This is a genomic window from Allobacillus halotolerans (genome assembly GCF_018967645.1).
GTDB lineage: Bacteria > Bacillota > Bacilli > Bacillales > Alkalibacillaceae > Allobacillus > Allobacillus halotolerans.
In genome coordinates, this window is the sequence record NZ_JAHLZF010000017.1 from 20,319 (window position 1) to 38,761 (window position 18,443).

Below are 18,443 nucleotides of genomic sequence, written 5' to 3' on the forward strand. Positions count from 1 at the left end.
TCCGCTAATCAACCGTTTTCCCCATCATAAGAATTCATTTGTTGTCTATGTCTCTATTAATATAATGATTGAATTATTGTTCAGATTCAAACATAAATTCTCTTTTACGAGAATGAATATTTAGAACGAGACCGATGGCTGCCATATATACAAGCAAGGAGGTACCTCCATAACTTAAAAATGGCAATGGAATTCCCGTTAAAGGTAATAGTTGGACAGACATTCCGATATTTTGAAAGATTTGATATGAAAATAACCCAACCATACCAACGCATAGGTACGTACCGAATGGATCTTTACTATCTAATGCTATTTTAATGATTCGGTAGATCATCAAAAAATAAAGTACGATGACAACACTGGCACCGATAAAACCAAACTGCTCAGCAACTGCTGTGAAAATCATATCCGTATGTCTTTCAGGAATATAAACTTCAAAGCCCATAATTCCTTTACCAAATAATTGGCCAGAACCGATAGCGAGCATGGATTTAATTGCTTGCATAGCTGATCCGTCACTGTACAGATGAGGATTTTGCCATGCTTGAATCCGATAAGCTACGTGATCGAATGGGCTGTCCATTAATAAGGCAATGAATCTTTCGGTGTTTGTTAGATATAAAACAACAATGACAGCCAACGTACCAAAGGCAAGTCCAAAAATTGTAAGTAAAGTTCTCCAACGTATTCCAGAAATCAATGTAAGAAAACCAGTGATCGAAACAATTACCAAAGCAGAACCTAGATCAGGTTGTAGAGCAATTAAAACGAAAGGAGGCAAAGACATCGCTAATAACTTGGCTAACAAAACCAAGTCATAGGTTAGATTTTTCTTTGTCCATTTTTCATTGTGTGATGTAATCATGTGAGCCAATCCGACAACGAAGAAAACTTTCATGAATTCGGAAGGTTGAATGGTTTGACCAGCAATTTCATACCATCGTGTAGCTCCGTTCAATGTCGAGCTCCAAGGTAAGAAAAACAGTCCTGCTAGTAAAAACACACCGAACCCATAAATGCCCCAAGCAATCTTTCGGTACCAATCAAAATCTAATATCATGATGGCGGCGACACCCATACTACCTACTAAAAACCAAATGATTTGCCGGATGGAAAATTTGATTCCTGATATGTCACCGGGCAAGAAATCCTGTAACGTATATAAAGTAAAGCAACTGATGGCAATCAATGCTACAATGATTGTAATTAAAAAAGAATCTAAAGGATATTTTTCTTTAGAGTAGTTTTCCATGTATATTCCCCTTATAAGGTTTGTTTCTTTTTAATCATACGTCAATTCTCGACAATTTAAAATAGATGAGTCATTTGTCGAATAAATTGACCCATTATACAATAATACTACGGATTGGCTTCCTTGAGGAGGTTTTTTTATGGAAAATAACAACGGAGAAAATATGGAATTCCTTCGAAAAGAAAATTATCGTGATGTTTTAAAATCGTTAAAAGACAATGATATAGAACTATTCCGAGAAGCTTACTTAAGTCTTCATCCTTATGATCAGGCAACGATTTTTGAAGAAGTGTCAAGTGAAGATCGTTTTCAAATCTATACGTATCTCTCACCAGAAGAAATGTCTGAACTTAGTACACATATGAATTTTGATTTCTTCAGTGAGCGTTTGCTTGAAATGAATCCAGAATATGCTGCTAGGATTCTCGATGATCTTCCGACAGATGATGCAGTTGATATATTGAATCTGTTGGATAAAAATCAAGTGACGAGCTTGTTAATGTTAATGGACAAAGTAGAAGCTGATGAAATTCGCAGCTTACTCCATTACGAAGAAAAAACGGCCGGTAGTATTATGACAACTGAATATGTCGTCATTAATCAAAATATGACGATTCGAGAAGCGATGGTACATCTGCGTTCGGCTGCACCTGATGCAGAAACGATATACTATGTATTTGTGATTGACGATGAACAAAGACTAGTTGGTGTTATGTCTCTTAGGGATTTAATCATTTCCGAACAGGATGATAAAGTCAGTGACGTCATGAGTGACCGAGTTGTCTCTTCATATGTTGGCGATCACCAGGAAGATATTGCTCAGTTAATGAGAGACTATGATTTCTTAGCGTTACCTGTCGTCGATTTTCAACAACATTTGCTCGGAATCATTACCGTAGACGATATTTTAGATGTCATGGATATTGAAGCCAGTGATGACTATTCTAAATTAGCGGCTGTTACAGATATGGATCCTGGGGATCAAACAGCTTTCAATGCTGCAAAAAAACGTTTGCCATGGCTCATTATTTTACTGTTTCTTGGACTTATTACAGCAAGCCTCATTGGAAGATTTGAAGAAACACTTGACCAAGTGGCGGTTTTAGCTATATTCATACCGTTGATTGCTGGAATGGCTGGAAATAGTGGAACACAAGCACTAGCTGTTACAGTAAGAGGTTTGGCAACAGGAGAGATTTCAAAAGAGGGCTTTTTTAAGCGACTTCGTCGAGAGACATTAACTGGTTTCATTACGGGTATTACATGTGGTTTATTGATGTTTTTGATCATTCTTGTATGGATGAATCATTTATACCTTGGTGTCATTGTCGGTGTTTCGATTGCTGCATCTCTTTTAGTTGCTACGATAGCCGGTTCGTTGATGCCATTATTGATGCATAAATTTAATATAGACCCAGCGGTCGCAAGTGGACCATTCATCACGACGATTAACGACATTATTTCTGTATTGATTTATTTTGGCTTGGCCACTTCCTTTATGTATTTGTTGATATAAAGCCAAACTTAAGAGAGAACAAACCTACCAAAAAAACGGGGTAAAATGTTTCATTTAAAAATAAATGCTAAAAAAGATTGTTAAATGGTACGCTTTCTTATAAAATAGGACTAGGTACTAATAACAAATGCTAATTTATTAAAATAGGAGGCCGATGAAATGAAATTCTCATTAGAAGGTCGTACATACGTCGTGATGGGTGTGGCCAATAAAAGAAGTATCGCTTGGGGGATCTCTAAATCTTTACATGATGCTGGAGCTCGCTTGATCTTTACGTATGCTAGTGAACGTTTTGAAAAGCCGGTAAGAGAGTTAGCAGGAACGCTAGAACGTGATGATTCTCTTTTTTATGAATGTGATGTCACGGACGATGAGGCCATCAAGAAAACATTTTCCGAAATTAAAGAGGATGTAGGAGTTATTCACGGATTGGCGCACTGTATTGCTTTTGCCAATCGGGAAGACTTAAAAGGAGAATTCATTGATACATCAAGAGATGGCTTCTTACTATCTCAAAATATCAGCGCTTATTCTTTAGTAGCGGTATCCAGAGAGGCTAAAGAGTTGATGACTGAAGGCGGAAGCATCATGACAATGACCTATCTAGGCGGTGAGCGCGTAGTTGAAAACTATAATGTTATGGGAGTGTCTAAAGCGAGCTTAGATATGACCATGCGTTATCTGGCAAACGATCTTGGAAAAGAAGGAATCCGAGTGAATGCGATTTCTGCTGGACCTATTCGTACATTGTCAGCAAAAGGTGTCGGAGATTTCAACTCAATCTTGAAGACAATCGAAGAAAGAGCACCACTTCGTAAACCTGTTACACAAGAAGAGGTCGGAGATACGGCTTATTTCTTAATGAGCGATCTCTCACGTGGAATTACAGGAGAAATATTACACGTAGACTCAGGGTACAATATTTTAGGACTAACAGAATAAAGTAATTAGAGAGGCTGGGACAAACCCTTTAAAGTTTACTCAGATACGAACAACCTAATTTAGTAATGCGGAAATACGCGCTTCGGAAATATACTGCGCTTTTCGCGGGCAGCTGTTGAGCCTCCTCGTGCTTCGCACTGTGGGGTCTCACCTAGGCTTTTGCTCCCGCAGAAGTCTCCGTATATTTCCTACGCTAAATTAGATTGATATTCGTGTTTCTGAGTTTATAACTTGATTTGTCCCAGCCCCTTTTCATTGACGTTAAATTTGCTAGAAATTGAATCAATTACCCACCAAAACAGCTAAGTTCAGTGCCACTACCTAACTCCAGTGGTCGCTGATGAATATCTTTTCTAAACCACCCGGTACAAACGCACATGAATGTATCCGTTGCATATGATGGAGAAGAACTGACAAAGGAGTGATCCATACGTGCAACGCGTAAAACCACCATTATTATTCATAGAAGAAAAAAGTTCTCATTCAACAGAAGTTGAGGCGCAGTCGTTCTATTACTCAAAAAAATCAACTCAAAAAAATAACAAAACTGAAGAAGAACTTGATTCAACTGACAAACCACATCAGGAGGTAGTGAACCAACCGAATGAAAATAAATCCAGTAAGTCTTCGTTTGAATCATTCGATTTGGATGAGAAATTCAAGCATTTAAGTCGGTTATTATTAACAATCCCACAAATGAACTGTGAAATCATTACTGACGAAACAAGTTTTAAAGGAACAATCAAGGATATCAATGAAGATTCGGTAACATTAAAACCACAGCAAGCACCAGCTTTCAAAATATCCAGAAAGATTATCCAAGATATTCGTTTGGCAGGTTTATAGGAGATGCGCTGGCAAGGCCCTTGGCTGAGCCAGTTTTTTAATGCATCCAAAAATACAAGCATAAGAAAAGCTGCCTTGATTGAATTCAAGGCAGCTTTCTTTCACTCACTTAAAAACCGCAAGCATTTACTGCTGGTAGGCAAGTAACATGGCAGAAGCAATCTAAGTCAACTGTAATACAGATTCCAGTGGTTTGAAGATTAGCAGTCTTTTGACGGGTTGGATCTGTAAAGTTTTGTTGCGATTCTTGTGGATCTCTTAGGAGTTCCAGAACTGCACAGCAATCACTATCTACACTCTTGACGCGGAAGTAGTAGCTTGCAACAACCGTTCTGCTTGAGTTGTTATAAACTCCAAAGCCTTTGAATGGTTCACACCCACAATATAGGAGTACAGGAACCGTATCTAGATTATTAGGTGCAGAAGAATCACCTAGCAAATCTTGAATCGATTGCTCGCAGCCAATCTGACATTCATGATCAACTGTATCCCGTTGTGCCTCCACGATTTGACGAAGTATATCGCAAACACAATTTTCCGTTCTGTCTTTCTTATCACAGCGACAACTCATTTAATATCCCCTTTCTAGTCAATTGACCTTTCTACGCTACTACATTATGCGAATTACCAAGTGGAGTGTGGGCGGACGTTGTATTTATCGAAAATCAATTTAATCCTATTAGGTATGGAAAGGCATTTGACTATTCCCATTTGTCTATTGATGAATATAGTATTAATGTACATTTTCATAAAAGGGGTTGAACAACTTGTCAGAAGACAAAAAAGAAATTCACGTAAATGACCTAGTGATTAAAGCGAATCATGTATCCTTTGAGCCACCAGAAAGAAAAGAACCATTTTTTGGTTCCGAAAAGCCAGATCTATGGAAAGGAACAGAACAAAAAAAGAGGGAAGAGTTAGAAACAGAGCATGAGAATGAAGGGTACGATAAAGAAGAATTCGATGGAGAAAGAAGAAGACCGCCTTTTTTTTGGATTTAAAATTATCCATTAAAACACAGTGTATTTGGAGATTCAAAAACCCGAACGATTTATTTAGGTCTAATTCGTTCGGGTTTGATTTTTTTACAAACTCTTATCTCAGCATACTTTTTTTAAAAAAGTACAAGTTAAATGAATGTAACGTAAAAGTTGTACAAACGTCGTAAAGAGAAAGCATATTTTTCGGGATAAAGGGAATAGATTAGTAGATAGAGGAGGTCGGTTGAAATGGGTTATATAGCTCCTGTCAATATGGAACAAACAGCACAATATCAATTAAGAACAATACAAAATGTAGTTCAGCCAATTACGTGGGAACGTATTTATCGTGTAAAGTTACATGAACAATTAGCGAAACATCAAGAGTTGGATGAAGTTTACCGAAGAAAAGAGCAGTTGAAGAGACAGGCGGCACAAGATCAAGAGAATCGAGCAAAACATCAGGCAGTGGTTGTATCTGAACAGGCGAAAGTAGGGAAGAGGGAAACACCTCTACTATCCGAAATTACAGGTAAAGGAAAGTTTATTAGTGACTCTGTATAATAAAGGTTTCTCTTTTTATGAACCGGGTAATAGTACAACACAGAAAATAACATCCAGACAAATTATTGACTGGATGCTAAATATAGATTAAGGGAAAGGTCTACTCAGAAGTTAGGATAAAAAGGCCTTTCCCTTTCTCCCATTCTGCATAAACAACATCTTCTAATTGATAACCTTGTTGTTCTACTTCCATTGTAACACGATTTTCATCCCATTCAATTTCTTTCAAATTCTCTTGAATAATTTTCCCATCGCCAATGATGGTGATCGGTAAGAGGACTTCTTGTTCTGGGATGTTTAATGCTTGATGATTTGGTTGTTGGTATTTGTGTTTCTTTAATACATTAATGGTCCCACTTGGTTCAAAAATAGCGTACTCAACTTCTTTTAATGAAAAAACATTTTTGTTACGTAAAAGCTGAAGCATTTGGCTAAGGTCTAGCTTATTTCGCTTTAATTCATCATACTGGATGACACCTCGACGAATAAGAATTGAAGGCATTCCTTCTAGGATTTTCCTGCTTCTTCGAACTTTCAAGGTAAAAAAATCAATGAAATAAACGAGTGCTCCCCATAGAGCTACCGCAAATAGAATTTCTCGCACACCAACATTTTCGTCAAATACTGCATTTCCGACGAGTTCACCTAATACCAAAACAGAAATAAAATCGAAGACGGTGATTTGATTCATTTGTGTTTTACCAAGAATTTTTGTCAGTATGAATAGCGCGATAAATCCAACGATAGCTTCCAATGCAATGGATCCGAACTCCATTTTTGTTCCCTCCAAATCAATAAATCCTATCAATATTATGCGTTTGGAAGGTGTGAATCATACATAATTTTGCTGGGTTTTCACTCGATGGAAATACACTCGGTAACTGGACGATAAACAGACACGTTCAGTTGTTGATGATCCATATGCAAAAATTAACTACACAAAAGCGTTCTCACATAAAAAAGTCGAATCAACATAAAGTTGAACCGACTTTCTTGATTTAAATTGTTAGCGATGAATTTAAATTACTAAATAGATAAATCCTTAACCATTGTAATATGAGGAATACCAGCATCGAGAAATTCATCCGATATTGTTTGATATCCTAATTTTTTGTAAAATTCTTCTGCATATTTTTGAGCATTTAATTTAGCTTTAAAGTATCCATGCTTTTTGATCGTTTCTTCCATTTCTCCAATGATTTGATTTCCATAATGATTCCCACGTTCATCCTTGACGACACAAATTCGTTCAAGTTTACCGTATTCATCGACAAATCTCAAACGGCTTGCGAGTACAGGTCGTTGATCGATATAACCGACAAAATGGATGGCGTGATCATCATATTCATCCATCTCTTCTTCCATCGAAACACCTTGTTCGTCTACAAAGACTTCTTGGCGAATCTGAAAAGCGTCATTTTTTTCTCTTTCACTATTTACTTCCGTTATCTTCATCATTTTTCTCTATTCACCCAACTTATATGTCTCATAGACGGTCCAAGAACCATCATCGAGCTGATAAAGCAATTGGAAACGATCAATTGTATCTTTTAGATCAAACGAAGAAATCTTCAGCGTGCCATAAACATCAGAGTGTTCATCTTCGGATAGATCCTGACTGATGGTTATATGTGGGACAAAACTGAATGCTTGTTCGCCAGGAAAGCCTTCAGCATTCATCTGTTCATTCAGCTTACTTAATGTATCATTTGGTTCCACTTTCAAATAAACCGTGTGAGTAATAGGGCTGAAGGAACTAACCTTTTTGATTTCAATGTCAAATGGTTCCGTCTCTTTTGCAATCTTTGAAAGGTCTTCAGTTAATTTGTCAATCGTTTGTTGATCAGCAGTGAAACTTTCTTTTAACGTAATATGCGGAGGTATCTTGGAGTATTGCGGATCATACCTCATCCGATAAGAATTGGCAATGTCTTGAATTTTTTTTGATGGAAAAACAGCGATTCCATAAGTTAATTGACTCATTCAATCATCCCTCCTAAAAATTGTAATCGTCTCAATTTTTGTTTAACTTCTATTATAACAGAAATGAGACTGAAAAACTTTTCATGTGCAAATTAATTTCCAAAAATAGTCTGAATGGCCTGTGGTAAATCTTTCTGCCATTGTTTCCATGTGTGTTTACCTTCGTTTTCTTTGTAGTAATAATCAGTTACTTTGTTTCTTAAAAGCTCATGAAGCTTTCGGTTAGGTTCCAGAAAGTCATCTTTACTACCTTTTGTCGTGGGAACCTCGGTCTCATCTTTTCCAATCGTATGATAAATGGTCATATTTGCAATTTCTTCAGAAGCCTCAACAGCCTTTAAGACTTGTTCGTCAACGTACGGAGATTGCATGATAATTTTGCCGAATGCGTTAGGGTATTTCAATGCGGTCATCAAAGAGACAGTTCCACCAAGTGAATCTCCCATAAGTACACGACAAGATCCTACATTATATCCTGGAAGCTCTTCATCCAAGAGTGGTACGACTTCTGACCGTAAAAACTTAATGTATTCAGCGTTTTTCTCTCCGTCTGGGTGATATTTATCCCAACGATCATAGCGATCTTGATAATGGATACCTACAAAAATGGTATTCTCAATTTGTTCATCTGCATGTAATCGATCGCTTACAGTAGCGGCTCTTCCAAGTTGATAATAATCATCTCCATCTTGCATAATACATAGATGATATTTATACAGCGAGCTGAAATTTTCTGGTTGATAAATTTTAATAGTGATATTTTCGTTCAGGAAATCACTTTCGATTTCCCTGTCAATCAATGTTCCGGCTCTACCCACAAAACAAACCTCCATTTACTGAATATAAATTTATTTTAGCATACTCGAAAGAAATAGCCATGTAATTAGGTCTCCTTAAAATGAGTCTCAGCCTAAATATTGTTATACCCGAATTATGTTAAAATAGTCTTGGAAGTGCTGAAAATACAGAAGGTTAATCGTTTCTTTTATAGGGTTAACAGGGTATTAGAAATATAGAAAGAATATAATTTTTGAGATTGAAAGCGAGTCGAAATGTATGAAGTCAATCCAATTTAAGCCATTAGGCGATCAAGCGATTATTGTATCTTTCGGAAATGAACTCAGCAAGCAAACGAATCAACGAGTGCAAGACTTTCGTCATTTATTGCTTCGTCAAAGTTGGTCGTTTATCGTGGATGTAGTTGCCACATTTACCAATGTAACTGTTTTTTATGATCCATCCAAACGAACGTATCAAGAGGTGCGAAGTGAATTAAAGCGATTGTTGGAAGTTGAGGAAAATTACGATACGAAAAAAACCATTCATAACATTTATCTACCGGTGTTTTATAATGGAATGGATCTAAAACGGGTATCTGAAAAAACAGGTTTAAGTAAAGATGAAATCATTCAACTCCATACGAATCAAGCATTCCCTATTTACATGGTTGGTTTTTTACCTGGGTTTCCATATGTCGGTGGATTTTCTAAACAACTTTCAATTCCACGGTTGGATAAACCACGCAATCAAGTGCCGAAAGGAAGTGTCGGGATCATCAATTCACAATCCGGGATCTATCCTGTTTCATCGCCAGGTGGGTGGAATATTATCGGTACGACACCAGTGGAACTGATCCGTTTAGATAGAAAATATCCATTTTATTATCAAGCGGGTGACTATATCACTTTTTATCCAATAGATGAAGAAGCGTATGAATCCATTCGACAAAACAAATTATTTGAACCGAAAATTGAGGTGATTCAAGATGGCGATTGATTTTAATGCGGATCTTGGCGAAGGTTATGGTGCATTTTCTGTTGGGAATGATGAAGAATTATTGAGTATCATCAGCTCTTGCAATATTGCCTGTGGCTTTCATGCAGGGGATTATAAAACTATTCCGCAAACGATCGAAAAAGCGTTGGAAAAAGGAGTGCAGATGGGGGCTCATCCAAGTTTTTACGATTTGCACGGGTTTGGTAGAAGAAAGATTCCCCATACACCAGAAGACATCTATCAGTTGATGATCTATCAGCTAGGGGCATTACAGGGCTTTGTTCAGTTGCATGGTGGCCGCTTGAACCATGTAAAACCACACGGCGCCCTATATAATATGGGCTGCAAGGATTCGTCAATAGCAATGGCGATTGCTCAAGCGGTCAAAGACTTTGATGATCGTCTTGTGTTATTCGGCTTGGCCAATAGTGAGTTAATTCGAGCAGGCAAACAAGTGGGACTGGAAACGGCACAAGAAGCTTTCGCTGATCGTACCTATCAAAATGATGGAACACTTACACCGAGAAGTGAAAAGAATGCTGTTTTACATGATACGCACGATGTCATTGAACAAGCATTACGTATCGCAAAAGATGGAAAAGTAATTTCTGTCGATGGTGAGGTCATTGAACTCCATGCAGATACGCTTTGTTTTCATGGTGATACCCCAGAAGCTGTCGAGCATGCAAAGGCGTGCAAGGAAGCTTTTGAAAAAGAGGGAATCAACATTACGACCACTTTTGGAATGTGAGGCAGAAATCTATGTTGAAAGTGATTAATCCGGGAATTTTGACGACAATTCAAGATCAGGGAAGAAAAAACTATCGTTCATTCGGTGTGCCCATATCAGGTGTCATGGACCATTACGCCGCGAATTGTGCCAATTATTTATTAGGTAATTCAGAAAAGGAAGCAGTTATTGAAATTACCATGGGCGGCGTGACATTCGATGTCATGGAAGATACAGATATAAGTGTCACTGGTGGGGACCTAAATGGCTTGATCAATGAACAACCACTTCCAATGTGGAAAAAGCTGACGGTACACTCGGGCGATCAATTGACGTTTAAAGGTCCAAAATCAGGCATGCGCACGTATATAGCTCTGCCCGGTGGTATTGAATCGACGAGCTATTTAGGAAGCCAATCTACCTTTGAGAAAGCAGGTTTCGGGAAAGCCTTTCAAAAAGGTGATAACATTAAAGGGAGACAGGCAGCAGCGGCGTCTTCCAAATCCATTCAACCAATGGAGATCCCGACGTATACAAAGGAAGTCACGGTACGGGTTGTTCCAAGTCATTATGAGAGTAGCTTTAAAGACTCATCCATTCACCGCTTTTACCAAGAAGGTTTTACGATCAGGGCAGCTGATCGGATGGGGTGCCAATTACAGGGACATCGTTTAGAGCGAAAGGAAAATATAGATATTTTGTCAGAAGCGACAACGTATGGAACCATCCAAGTGCCGGCGGAAGGAAGTCCTATTATATTGCTTGCTGATGCGCAAACAACTGGAGGCTATCCAACAATCGGAACCGTATTATCGGAAGATTTATGGCGAATAGCACAATTGCCACCAGGAGGAAAACTATTTTTCGAACGATACCCATTACAAGAAGAGGATGTATAGAAAGGAGCTTCGTCATATGAAAGCCTTAATTCATGAAAAAATTGCAGGTGTTGAGGGAGTCAATTGGACGGATACAGAGAAGCCGGAACCGAAGACTGGTGAAGTTTTAATTAAGTTGCAGACGGCAGGTATGAACCGCAGGGACCTAGCTGTCATTACAAAACGTCACAAGGAAAATGACCCACCTTTAATCCCAGGTTCGGATGGTGCTGGGGTTGTTGAAGCGACAGGAAATGATGTGAAGCGATTTGATGTTGGCCAAGAAGTCATCATCAATCCAAGTTTAGGGTGGGAGCAAAACAGTGATGTTCCACCGGAAGGATTCAATATTGTTGGTTTTCCAGACGACGGGACCTTCGCTGAATACATCGTTTTGCCAGAGTCACAAGTGGAGAAAAAGCCGACCCAATTATCATGGGATGAAGCGGGTGTTTTAGGACTTGCTGCATTGACAGCCTATCGAGCTTTGTTTACAAGAGGGAACTTACAAAAGGATGAAACCGTAATGCTTCCTGGAATTGGAAGCGGTGTTCTCACGTTCGCCTTAAAATACGCGAAAGCAGCTGGTGCACGTGTGATTGTTACGTCACGGAGTGAAGAAAAGTTAGAAGAAGCAAAGAAGCTCGGCGCCGACCGTGGAATTTTAACCGGTTCTGACTGGAATGAAGAGTTGAAAGATGAGTCAGTTGATTTGTTGATCGAATCGATTGGTGCAGCAACCTTTGAAAAATCTCTCGGAATCATCAGACGCGGTGGAACGATTGTCACATTTGGTGCAACAACAGATGATGAAGTGACGATTGATATACGGAAGTTTTTCTATGGGCAATACAACTTGCTAGGCTCGACGATGGGAAGCAGAGAAGAGTTCCGTGAGATGCTTCAGTTTATCGAACAGCATGAGATTAAACCAGAAATCGATCGAATGTTTGAAGCGGAGAATTATGCGGATGCTTTTAATTATTTAGAGCAAAGTAAAAACTTTGGAAAGATTGGTTTTCGAATAAATCAATAAATGAACGACCGAAGTGCCAGCACGATTCGAGTAGCTATTAAACTCGTTTTGTGCTGGCTTTTTCTCTCTTATGATAAGATGTATATATCATTAACGTAGAAAATTAGTAGGTGAATGCAATGACTGACAGCGCATCGATTTTAGTTATAGAAGACGAAGACAAAATTGCCAGAGTGCTTGAACTGGAGCTATCATTTGAAGGTTATACAGTCGAGAAGGCTTCTTCGGGTTTTGAGGCGTTGGAAAAATATCGTTCAAACGAATGGGATGTCGTATTACTGGATATTATGCTTCCTGAGATGAGTGGAATCGAAATCCTCCGACGTATCCGAAAAGAAGACGAACAAGTAGCCGTAATATTGTTGACGGCAAAGGATTCCATTGAAGATAAAGTGACAGGGCTCGACTTGGGTGCCAATGATTATATCACCAAGCCATTTCAAATCGAGGAGCTCCTTGCTCGAATTCGAGCAGCATTGCGCTTGAAACAAAAGTCCAAGAATGAGATTGATGATCAATGGTTGATTTTCTCTGATTTAAAGCTGAACGAGGGTACGAGAGAAGTATATCGTGGTGACCGGTTGATCGATTTGACACCTCGTGAATTTGATTTACTTGTTTATTTCATGAAAAATCCTCGTCATGTTTTGAGTAGAGAGCAGATTTTGGACACCGTATGGGGATACGACTATTATGGTGAGACAAACGTCGTTGATGTTTATGTTAGGTATGTCCGAAAAAAAGTCGACGGGGATAGAGACGATAAATTAATTCATACCGTCCGAGGAGTCGGCTATGTTATGAAGGATGCTTATGAATCTAAAAAATAGAATCTTCTTATATACCGCTGTCTTGTTTATTGTGATTACGGTAATGCTTTCCATTACAATTTATTTTACTTTTTCTCATATTACTTATGATCGGGAAATTGACCAAATGGAAGATGAGGTCACGAATATTTTAACAGGATTAGCTCAAGCAGATGAAAATTTTCCAGTAAACGACTTGCTCGGAGTGTATGTACCGTCAAATGGTATGTTGCGCATTTTAGATGAACAAGGTAACCAATTTAGTGAAATCACCGCAGGCGATCATTTGGCATTACGTAATGTAACCGTCCCATTTAATCCTGTTCGAATAAGCGGAAGAACCAATGATTCGAACATAGAGATCGGTTACGTCCAAGTGCCGACGATTTGGCAAGATGGTGAAGTTGTTTATGTGCAGCTTTTTGAAGATTTAAGCGCTGTTCAAGATAATTTAAGGACACTTCGATTTGTGTTATTTTTGGTCGTTTTAGTTGCGATTATCCCAGTTGTCGTCTCGGGAAGAGTGCTCGCTGATTTTATCAGTCGTCCAATTCAATCACTCATCAGCACCATGCAAGATATTCAAACGAGTTCATCATTTAAGCATATCGAATATCAACAAAAGTCGGGCGATGAACTGTATACAATGACACGTACATTTAATGAAATGATTGATTTATTGAAAGACAACTATGAAAAACAAGAAGCATTCGTTTCCAACGCGTCCCACGAACTACGAACACCAATTACTGTCATTGAAAGTTATGCTAATTTAATTAAGCGGCGCGGATTGGAAAAACCCGAGTTGGTTATGGAATCAATTGAAGCTATTCATTCAGAAGCCGTTCGAATGAGAGACTTGACGGAGCAATTACTCATGTTGGCCCGAAGACAAAAGGACTGGCAATTACACATTGAATCATTTTCATTGGCAGAAGTTGTGCAAAAAGTATCACAAAACATCGAGAACTCTTATGGTAGAAAAGTAAATTTAACCGTAGATGAAGAGATGCCTCCGATTCACTCAGACCAACAAAAAATCAAACAATTACTATACATTTTTGTCGACAATGCTCGTAAGTACAGTGAAGAGTCGATTGAAATCAATGTAAAAAACCGGGCGACAAACTATGTCATCAACATTAAAGATTACGGAATCGGTATACCAGAAGAATCAATCGTTAAGGTGTTCGATCGCTTCTATCGTGTGGATGAGGCGCGGACACGTGATGAAGGAGGCAGTGGTCTCGGTCTTGCCCTGGCTAGTGATCTAGCTAAAGCCCTAGATATTCAAATCGATGTTCAAAGTAAGGTCGGAAAAGGAACAACGGTCACTCTAACGATTCCATCATTCGATTCTCATTAAATTTTAATCTCTATGTTTTATACTGTGGATAAATGGTCAACTCAAGGAGGTTAATGCCTTTTGAATAAAGAAAGAATCTTTTGGATGGCTGGAGGATCGATACTGACGATCACTCTTTTTCTGATCGCTCAGCAATTCTTTTTCGGTGAATCCTCTGCTGAAGAGCTCTCTGTTGAAGAAGTAAAGGAACAAATGGAAGAAAGGTTCCAAGCTCAAGTGCTATCGATTGAAGAAAAAGAGGATCAATTCGAAGTAAGGATCAAAGAAAGCAATGGAAAATACTTAGTTTTCGTTGATTCTGTAGAGGGGCAAGTACTCGAGATTCAAACACTGTCTAACGAAGTATCAAAAAATTCATCAACATCTGAAGAAAGTTACACGATAGAAGAAGGCGCAGATCCACCGACAGAACAAAATGATGAAAATACTCAAGAGAACGAAAACAAGCAAGAAACTGATGAAAATCAGCTGACTTTAACTGAAGCCGAAACAAAGGTAAAGCAATCATACAAAGGTGAGATCACTTCATCCGAATTTATTGATGAAGAGTCTCCGTACATTAAAGTAACGATTGAAAATGACCAAGAAACGATTCAAATTCATGTGGATGCAGAATCAGGTCGACTAAGCGAGCAAAAACGAGTGAGTAAAGAGCAGCCAACAGAAGAAGAGAAGATGCAACAAACATTGATCACAAAGAAAGAAGCAGGCCAAATTGCTTTGGATAAAATATCCGGAAAACTAGAAGATATTGAACTGAAAGAAGTTGACGGAACGGCATATTACCATGTTGAAGTAGAAAAAGAAGTAGACGATGAAGATGAAGATTATGTCATTCGAATCAATGCCATCACAGGGAAAGTCATTTCCGTTTCTAAAGATGATTAATCAAAGCATGCGACAGAACGAAAACGAACGAGGAACTATTTATCCTTCGTTCGTTTTTTTATGGATTTTTACCCTTTTCTAATCAATTTCTCATAATCCTATCCGTTGTTTCTCATATTGAACGTTTACAGTAAGAGTATACCAAGAAATCAAAGGAGGAAGTTGAATGAAGAAGAAAATATTATTAGGCACAGTGGCAGTGATTGTAACTGCAGGAGGAGCTTTTGGGGTATCTGCAATGAGTGATCAAGCACTTGATAAAAGTTATGGGAAAGATGGAATTGAAACAGAGGTGGACACCGATATGGAAATAGACACGAATAAATTAGTCGGTGCCCAAGAATTAGAAGATATCGTACTTAACGAAGTCCAAGGAACGATTGAAGAAATTGAACTGGAAGATGAAAATGGCAAGCTCATTTTTAAGGTTGAAGTAGAAAACAAAAAAGATAGAGATTCGGAAGTTTATGTAGATGCATATACAGGAGAAGTCATCGAAGTTGAATATGACGATCGTGACGACCACGAAGAAGCAGAAGATGACGACGATCAAGAAGTAGACAATGATGATAACAATACTGCTGAAGATAAGAAAAATTCAACTCAAGATAAAAAAGTGAAATCAGCTGAACAAACATCAAAAAGTGATTTAATTAGCCGTGAAGAAGCCATAAAAATTGCAAAAGAAACTCATAACGGAACCGTTCAGGAGACTGAACTAGACGAAGATGATGGGCAATATATCTTTGAGGTTGAGTTTGAAGATGATGACCAAGAAGTAGAAGTCGAAATTGATGCTAAGACAGGGGAAGTATTAAATGTTGAATAAGACGATTAAGTAGTGTGAAAAAGTCAGGCAATTGCCTGGCTTTTTTATTTTTATTAATTTTTTCCCCCATTTTTCGATATACATACGATTCTATGAACAGATACTCAATCAGATTGATTGGTTTTTCATAATCTATTATTGAAGGAGGGATTTTATGAGTAATTGGATTCAAGATGCCGGACATGGTGGAAGTGACTCTGGAGCATATCATGATGGTATAGCTGAAAAGGATTGGACACTTGAAGCAGCTCTATATGTCAATCGCCGGTTAAATGAATTAGGTGTAACAAGTGATGTTACGCGAAAATCAGATCAAACATTGACAAGGGAAGAAAGAATTGCAACTGTTTCCGAATATGATAAGGCAATTTCTCACCACTTTAATGCAGGTGGGGGCTCAGGAACGGAATTGATTCACAGTATTTATGCGAATGGAGAATTTGAAAAAAGTCTTCAAAGAAAGTTTGAAAAAGCCGGGTATCCATTCAGACGGATCTTCACAAAAACGTATCCAGGTAACAATGAACAAGACTATTATTATATGAATCGAGAAACCGGGAGTACACGAACAACAATTGTAGAATATGGCTTCTTAGATGGTCCGAACCTGCATAGATTAAAAGACAAGAATTATCGCGAAGGACTTTATGAATGCGTCATCCAAGCTATCTGTGCTGAAGAAGGCGTTCCTTATAGACAAGCATCCCAGGAACCGACAGAAGAGGGCCCAACATTTTATCGTGTTGTCACAGGTTCCTTTCATAAAAGGGAGAATGCTGAGAAAAGAATCGAACAGCTCAAGAAGGCAGGGTACGAAGCGTTCATCGATATCCTTCGCAAGTAAAGGGGGAATAACATTGGCTATGTTGGATTTTATTATGGAAGAAGCTTATATTTTGATTCCCGTATTGATCATCATCGGTCGGATTTTAAAAATATCAACGAATCTACCAACACGCTTTATCCCAATCACATTGCTTGGTCTGAGTTTCCTGTTAACCGGTGTGATGCTAGGTCTCTCGTTTGAATCAACCATCCAATCGATCTTGATTGCTGGTGCTGCTGTGTTTAGTCATCAGCTGTTTAAACAAATGAGAAATCGATAATAGGCGGCTGGCTCCCTTCATGGGTTGCCAGCCATTTTTTTACGTTTTTTTGAGATGCTCATTTAAATCCTTTTCGACTTTTGAAAAGTAACTCCGCAAAACAAACCAAAATACTGTGTAAATAAATACAAAACCAACTAAACCCATCACGATTGGAATGATTCCAACAGGTACCCAACCAAGAAGGAGTGCAAGAGGAAGCCAAACGGTCACGGACAAGAAAAAATGAATGATTGTCTGTTTTAATGGGCTCCATTTTTCATTGTCAAAAATCAACGACGCTGAGCCAAAGTAAATCCCCATAATTAAAGAACCGAACATTCCTTTCCATATGTCCAAAATAGTTGATTCAGTTTCTGTAATTAAGAGTACTGTAATGAAAATAAACGTGATTAACGCTGCGAACGCCATGCCGCCAAGACTTCTTTTGAATGCTTCAGCCATCATTTCGAACCACCTCCTAGTATAAGCTTTTCTTTTACATTCATGACGTATTTCCGTGAAACATACTCCTTGTTACCCGAACGGAAAAAGACACAAAGGTTTCCGTTAAAACTTAACTCGAATGAATCTATTTGTTGCAGGTTTCCAATGACTGACTTTGAGAAGCGGGTAAAGTGATAAGTCTCCAACAATTCTTCCACCTCATAAAGCTTCATGTTAATCTCTATGGATCTTTTGTTCACGGCAGCAAATACTTTTCGGTCCTGTGCATAAATGAAGTCAATTTCGTTTGGATGTAGTAGGATTGATTTGTCATTTTCCGTACCAATCAATTTACCGGTTGTTTGTTCTTTTAATTTTTCAACTAAGAGTTCCAATTCTTTAGACCACTCCTTCGCATGAATCGTGATGGTCGTTTCATGATGGTTTTCATCCAGATCAATTTTTACTTTCAACAATGTTCCTCCTCCCGGTAATTAAAGTATAGTCGATTGAATA

General features: G+C 38.4%; 23 protein-coding genes. 15 read left to right on the plus strand and 8 right to left on the minus strand.

What is annotated here, in order from left to right; genetic code table 11:
- Positions 1-73: 73 nt before the first annotated feature.
- Complete coding sequence (locus KQ486_RS10850) at positions 74-1,252, minus strand: FtsW/RodA/SpoVE family cell cycle protein (protein ID WP_144160086.1); 1,179 nt, start codon at positions 1,250-1,252, stop codon at positions 74-76.
- 139 nt (positions 1,253-1,391) lie between these two features.
- Here KQ486_RS10850 and mgtE point away from each other — a divergent pair, with 139 nt between their 5' ends.
- The 3 genes from mgtE (at position 1,392) to KQ486_RS10865 (ending at position 4,556) form a co-directional block, all read left to right on the plus strand.
- Positions 1,392-2,768, plus strand: coding sequence for a magnesium transporter (mgtE, locus tag KQ486_RS10855; RefSeq protein ID WP_246569293.1), 1,377 nt, complete (start codon positions 1,392-1,394; stop codon positions 2,766-2,768).
- 159 nt (positions 2,769-2,927) lie between these two features.
- Positions 2,928-3,710 (plus strand): enoyl-ACP reductase FabI, encoded by a 783-nt coding sequence (gene fabI, locus KQ486_RS10860; protein WP_144160083.1) that lies wholly within the window; start codon positions 2,928-2,930, stop codon positions 3,708-3,710.
- Positions 3,711-4,142: 432 nt separating this feature from the next.
- A complete protein-coding gene (locus KQ486_RS10865; protein WP_144160080.1) occupies positions 4,143-4,556 on the plus strand; it encodes a CotO family spore coat protein in 414 nt (137 codons plus the stop codon).
- A gap of 109 nt (positions 4,557-4,665) precedes the next feature.
- Here the strand turns inward: KQ486_RS10865 and KQ486_RS10870 are convergent, their stop codons facing one another.
- The gene (locus KQ486_RS10870; RefSeq protein WP_144160077.1) at positions 4,666-5,127 is read right to left on the minus strand and encodes a CotY/CotZ family spore coat protein; all 462 of its coding nucleotides are present in this window, start codon (positions 5,125-5,127) and stop codon (positions 4,666-4,668) included.
- Between the two features lie 196 nt (positions 5,128-5,323).
- Here KQ486_RS10870 and KQ486_RS10875 point away from each other — a divergent pair, with 196 nt between their 5' ends.
- Positions 5,324-5,557, plus strand: coding sequence for a hypothetical protein (locus tag KQ486_RS10875; RefSeq protein ID WP_144160074.1), 234 nt, complete (start codon positions 5,324-5,326; stop codon positions 5,555-5,557).
- 228 nt (positions 5,558-5,785) lie between these two features.
- Positions 5,786-6,100, plus strand: coding sequence for a hypothetical protein (locus tag KQ486_RS10880; protein ID WP_144160071.1), 315 nt, complete (start codon positions 5,786-5,788; stop codon positions 6,098-6,100).
- A 100-nt stretch (positions 6,101-6,200) separates the two neighbouring features.
- Here the strand turns inward: KQ486_RS10880 and KQ486_RS10885 are convergent, their stop codons facing one another.
- From KQ486_RS10885 to KQ486_RS10900, 4 genes are all read right to left on the minus strand, one after another.
- Entirely contained in the window at positions 6,201-6,875 is a 675-nt protein-coding gene (locus KQ486_RS10885) for a DUF421 domain-containing protein (protein ID WP_144160069.1), read from the minus strand.
- Positions 6,876-7,126: 251 nt separating this feature from the next.
- Positions 7,127-7,558, minus strand: a complete 432-nt coding sequence (locus KQ486_RS10890) for a GNAT family N-acetyltransferase (protein WP_370512017.1) — start codon at positions 7,556-7,558, stop codon at positions 7,127-7,129.
- 6 nt (positions 7,559-7,564) lie between these two features.
- A complete protein-coding gene (locus tag KQ486_RS10895; RefSeq protein ID WP_144160066.1) occupies positions 7,565-8,083 on the minus strand; it encodes a YjcG family protein in 519 nt (172 codons plus the stop codon).
- Positions 8,084-8,175: 92 nt separating this feature from the next.
- Entirely contained in the window at positions 8,176-8,901 is a 726-nt protein-coding gene (locus KQ486_RS10900) for an alpha/beta hydrolase (RefSeq protein ID WP_144160063.1), read from the minus strand.
- 238 nt (positions 8,902-9,139) lie between these two features.
- Between KQ486_RS10900 and pxpB the strand changes: the two genes are divergently transcribed.
- The 10 genes from pxpB (at position 9,140) to KQ486_RS10950 (ending at position 17,501) form a co-directional block, all read left to right on the plus strand.
- On the plus strand, positions 9,140-9,859 hold the full coding sequence (gene pxpB, locus KQ486_RS10905; RefSeq protein WP_144160060.1) for a 5-oxoprolinase subunit PxpB: 720 nt from the start codon (positions 9,140-9,142) through the stop codon (positions 9,857-9,859).
- Positions 9,849-10,610, plus strand: a complete 762-nt coding sequence (locus KQ486_RS10910) for a LamB/YcsF family protein (protein WP_144160057.1) — start codon at positions 9,849-9,851, stop codon at positions 10,608-10,610. Before pxpB ends, KQ486_RS10910 begins: the two co-directional genes overlap by 11 nt.
- A gap of 11 nt (positions 10,611-10,621) precedes the next feature.
- Positions 10,622-11,488: a 5-oxoprolinase subunit C family protein gene (locus KQ486_RS10915; RefSeq protein ID WP_144160054.1), complete on the plus strand. Its 867-nt coding sequence runs from the start codon at positions 10,622-10,624 to the stop codon at positions 11,486-11,488.
- 16 nt (positions 11,489-11,504) lie between these two features.
- On the plus strand, positions 11,505-12,503 hold the full coding sequence (locus tag KQ486_RS10920; RefSeq protein ID WP_144160051.1) for a zinc-binding dehydrogenase: 999 nt from the start codon (positions 11,505-11,507) through the stop codon (positions 12,501-12,503).
- Between the two features lie 119 nt (positions 12,504-12,622).
- A complete protein-coding gene (locus KQ486_RS10925; protein ID WP_144160048.1) occupies positions 12,623-13,333 on the plus strand; it encodes a response regulator transcription factor in 711 nt (236 codons plus the stop codon).
- Entirely contained in the window at positions 13,317-14,678 is a 1,362-nt protein-coding gene (locus KQ486_RS10930; protein WP_186278515.1) for a HAMP domain-containing sensor histidine kinase, read from the plus strand. Before KQ486_RS10925 ends, KQ486_RS10930 begins: the two co-directional genes overlap by 17 nt.
- Positions 14,679-14,738: 60 nt before the next feature.
- Positions 14,739-15,566, plus strand: a complete 828-nt coding sequence (locus tag KQ486_RS10935) for a PepSY domain-containing protein (protein WP_144160042.1) — start codon at positions 14,739-14,741, stop codon at positions 15,564-15,566.
- 166 nt (positions 15,567-15,732) lie between these two features.
- Positions 15,733-16,395 (plus strand): PepSY domain-containing protein, encoded by a 663-nt coding sequence (locus KQ486_RS10940; protein WP_216687638.1) that lies wholly within the window; start codon positions 15,733-15,735, stop codon positions 16,393-16,395.
- Positions 16,396-16,549: 154 nt separating this feature from the next.
- Complete coding sequence (locus KQ486_RS10945) at positions 16,550-17,239, plus strand: N-acetylmuramoyl-L-alanine amidase (RefSeq protein WP_216687639.1); 690 nt, start codon at positions 16,550-16,552, stop codon at positions 17,237-17,239.
- 19 nt (positions 17,240-17,258) lie between these two features.
- Positions 17,259-17,501: a phage holin family protein gene (locus KQ486_RS10950; RefSeq protein WP_246065413.1), complete on the plus strand. Its 243-nt coding sequence runs from the start codon at positions 17,259-17,261 to the stop codon at positions 17,499-17,501.
- Between the two features lie 39 nt (positions 17,502-17,540).
- Here the strand turns inward: KQ486_RS10950 and KQ486_RS10955 are convergent, their stop codons facing one another.
- Both KQ486_RS10955 and KQ486_RS10960 read right to left on the minus strand, forming a co-directional pair.
- A complete protein-coding gene (locus KQ486_RS10955) occupies positions 17,541-17,945 on the minus strand; it encodes a DUF3021 domain-containing protein (protein WP_186278514.1) in 405 nt (134 codons plus the stop codon).
- Positions 17,945-18,400: a LytTR family DNA-binding domain-containing protein gene (locus KQ486_RS10960; protein ID WP_144160034.1), complete on the minus strand. Its 456-nt coding sequence runs from the start codon at positions 18,398-18,400 to the stop codon at positions 17,945-17,947. The genes KQ486_RS10955 and KQ486_RS10960 overlap by 1 nt, the downstream gene beginning before the upstream one ends.
- Positions 18,401-18,443: the final 43 nt, after the last annotated feature.

Bases quoted from the DNA above. Each gene is read 5' to 3' on its own strand.
- KQ486_RS10850 (WP_144160086.1), bottom strand. From the start codon at position 1,252: ATGGAAAACTACTCTAAAGAAAAATATCCTTTAGATTCTTTTTTAATT.
- mgtE (WP_246569293.1), top strand. From the start codon at position 1,392: ATGGAAAATAACAACGGAGAAAATATGGAATTCCTTCGAAAAGAAAAT.
- fabI (WP_144160083.1), top strand. From the start codon at position 2,928: ATGAAATTCTCATTAGAAGGTCGTACATACGTCGTGATGGGTGTGGCC.
- KQ486_RS10870 (WP_144160077.1), bottom strand. From the start codon at position 5,127: ATGAGTTGTCGCTGTGATAAGAAAGACAGAACGGAAAATTGTGTTTGC.
- KQ486_RS10880 (WP_144160071.1), top strand. From the start codon at position 5,786: ATGGGTTATATAGCTCCTGTCAATATGGAACAAACAGCACAATATCAA.
- KQ486_RS10885 (WP_144160069.1), bottom strand. From the start codon at position 6,875: ATGGAGTTCGGATCCATTGCATTGGAAGCTATCGTTGGATTTATCGCG.
- KQ486_RS10890 (WP_370512017.1), bottom strand. From the start codon at position 7,558: ATGATGAAGATAACGGAAGTAAATAGTGAAAGAGAAAAAAATGACGCT.
- KQ486_RS10895 (WP_144160066.1), bottom strand. From the start codon at position 8,083: ATGAGTCAATTAACTTATGGAATCGCTGTTTTTCCATCAAAAAAAATT.
- pxpB (WP_144160060.1), top strand. From the start codon at position 9,140: ATGAAGTCAATCCAATTTAAGCCATTAGGCGATCAAGCGATTATTGTA.
- KQ486_RS10910 (WP_144160057.1), top strand. From the start codon at position 9,849: ATGGCGATTGATTTTAATGCGGATCTTGGCGAAGGTTATGGTGCATTT.
- KQ486_RS10915 (WP_144160054.1), top strand. From the start codon at position 10,622: ATGTTGAAAGTGATTAATCCGGGAATTTTGACGACAATTCAAGATCAG.
- KQ486_RS10920 (WP_144160051.1), top strand. From the start codon at position 11,505: ATGAAAGCCTTAATTCATGAAAAAATTGCAGGTGTTGAGGGAGTCAAT.
- KQ486_RS10925 (WP_144160048.1), top strand. From the start codon at position 12,623: ATGACTGACAGCGCATCGATTTTAGTTATAGAAGACGAAGACAAAATT.
- KQ486_RS10930 (WP_186278515.1), top strand. From the start codon at position 13,317: ATGAATCTAAAAAATAGAATCTTCTTATATACCGCTGTCTTGTTTATT.
- KQ486_RS10940 (WP_216687638.1), top strand. From the start codon at position 15,733: ATGAAGAAGAAAATATTATTAGGCACAGTGGCAGTGATTGTAACTGCA.
- KQ486_RS10945 (WP_216687639.1), top strand. From the start codon at position 16,550: ATGAGTAATTGGATTCAAGATGCCGGACATGGTGGAAGTGACTCTGGA.
- KQ486_RS10950 (WP_246065413.1), top strand. From the start codon at position 17,259: ATGTTGGATTTTATTATGGAAGAAGCTTATATTTTGATTCCCGTATTG.
- KQ486_RS10955 (WP_186278514.1), bottom strand. From the start codon at position 17,945: ATGGCTGAAGCATTCAAAAGAAGTCTTGGCGGCATGGCGTTCGCAGCG.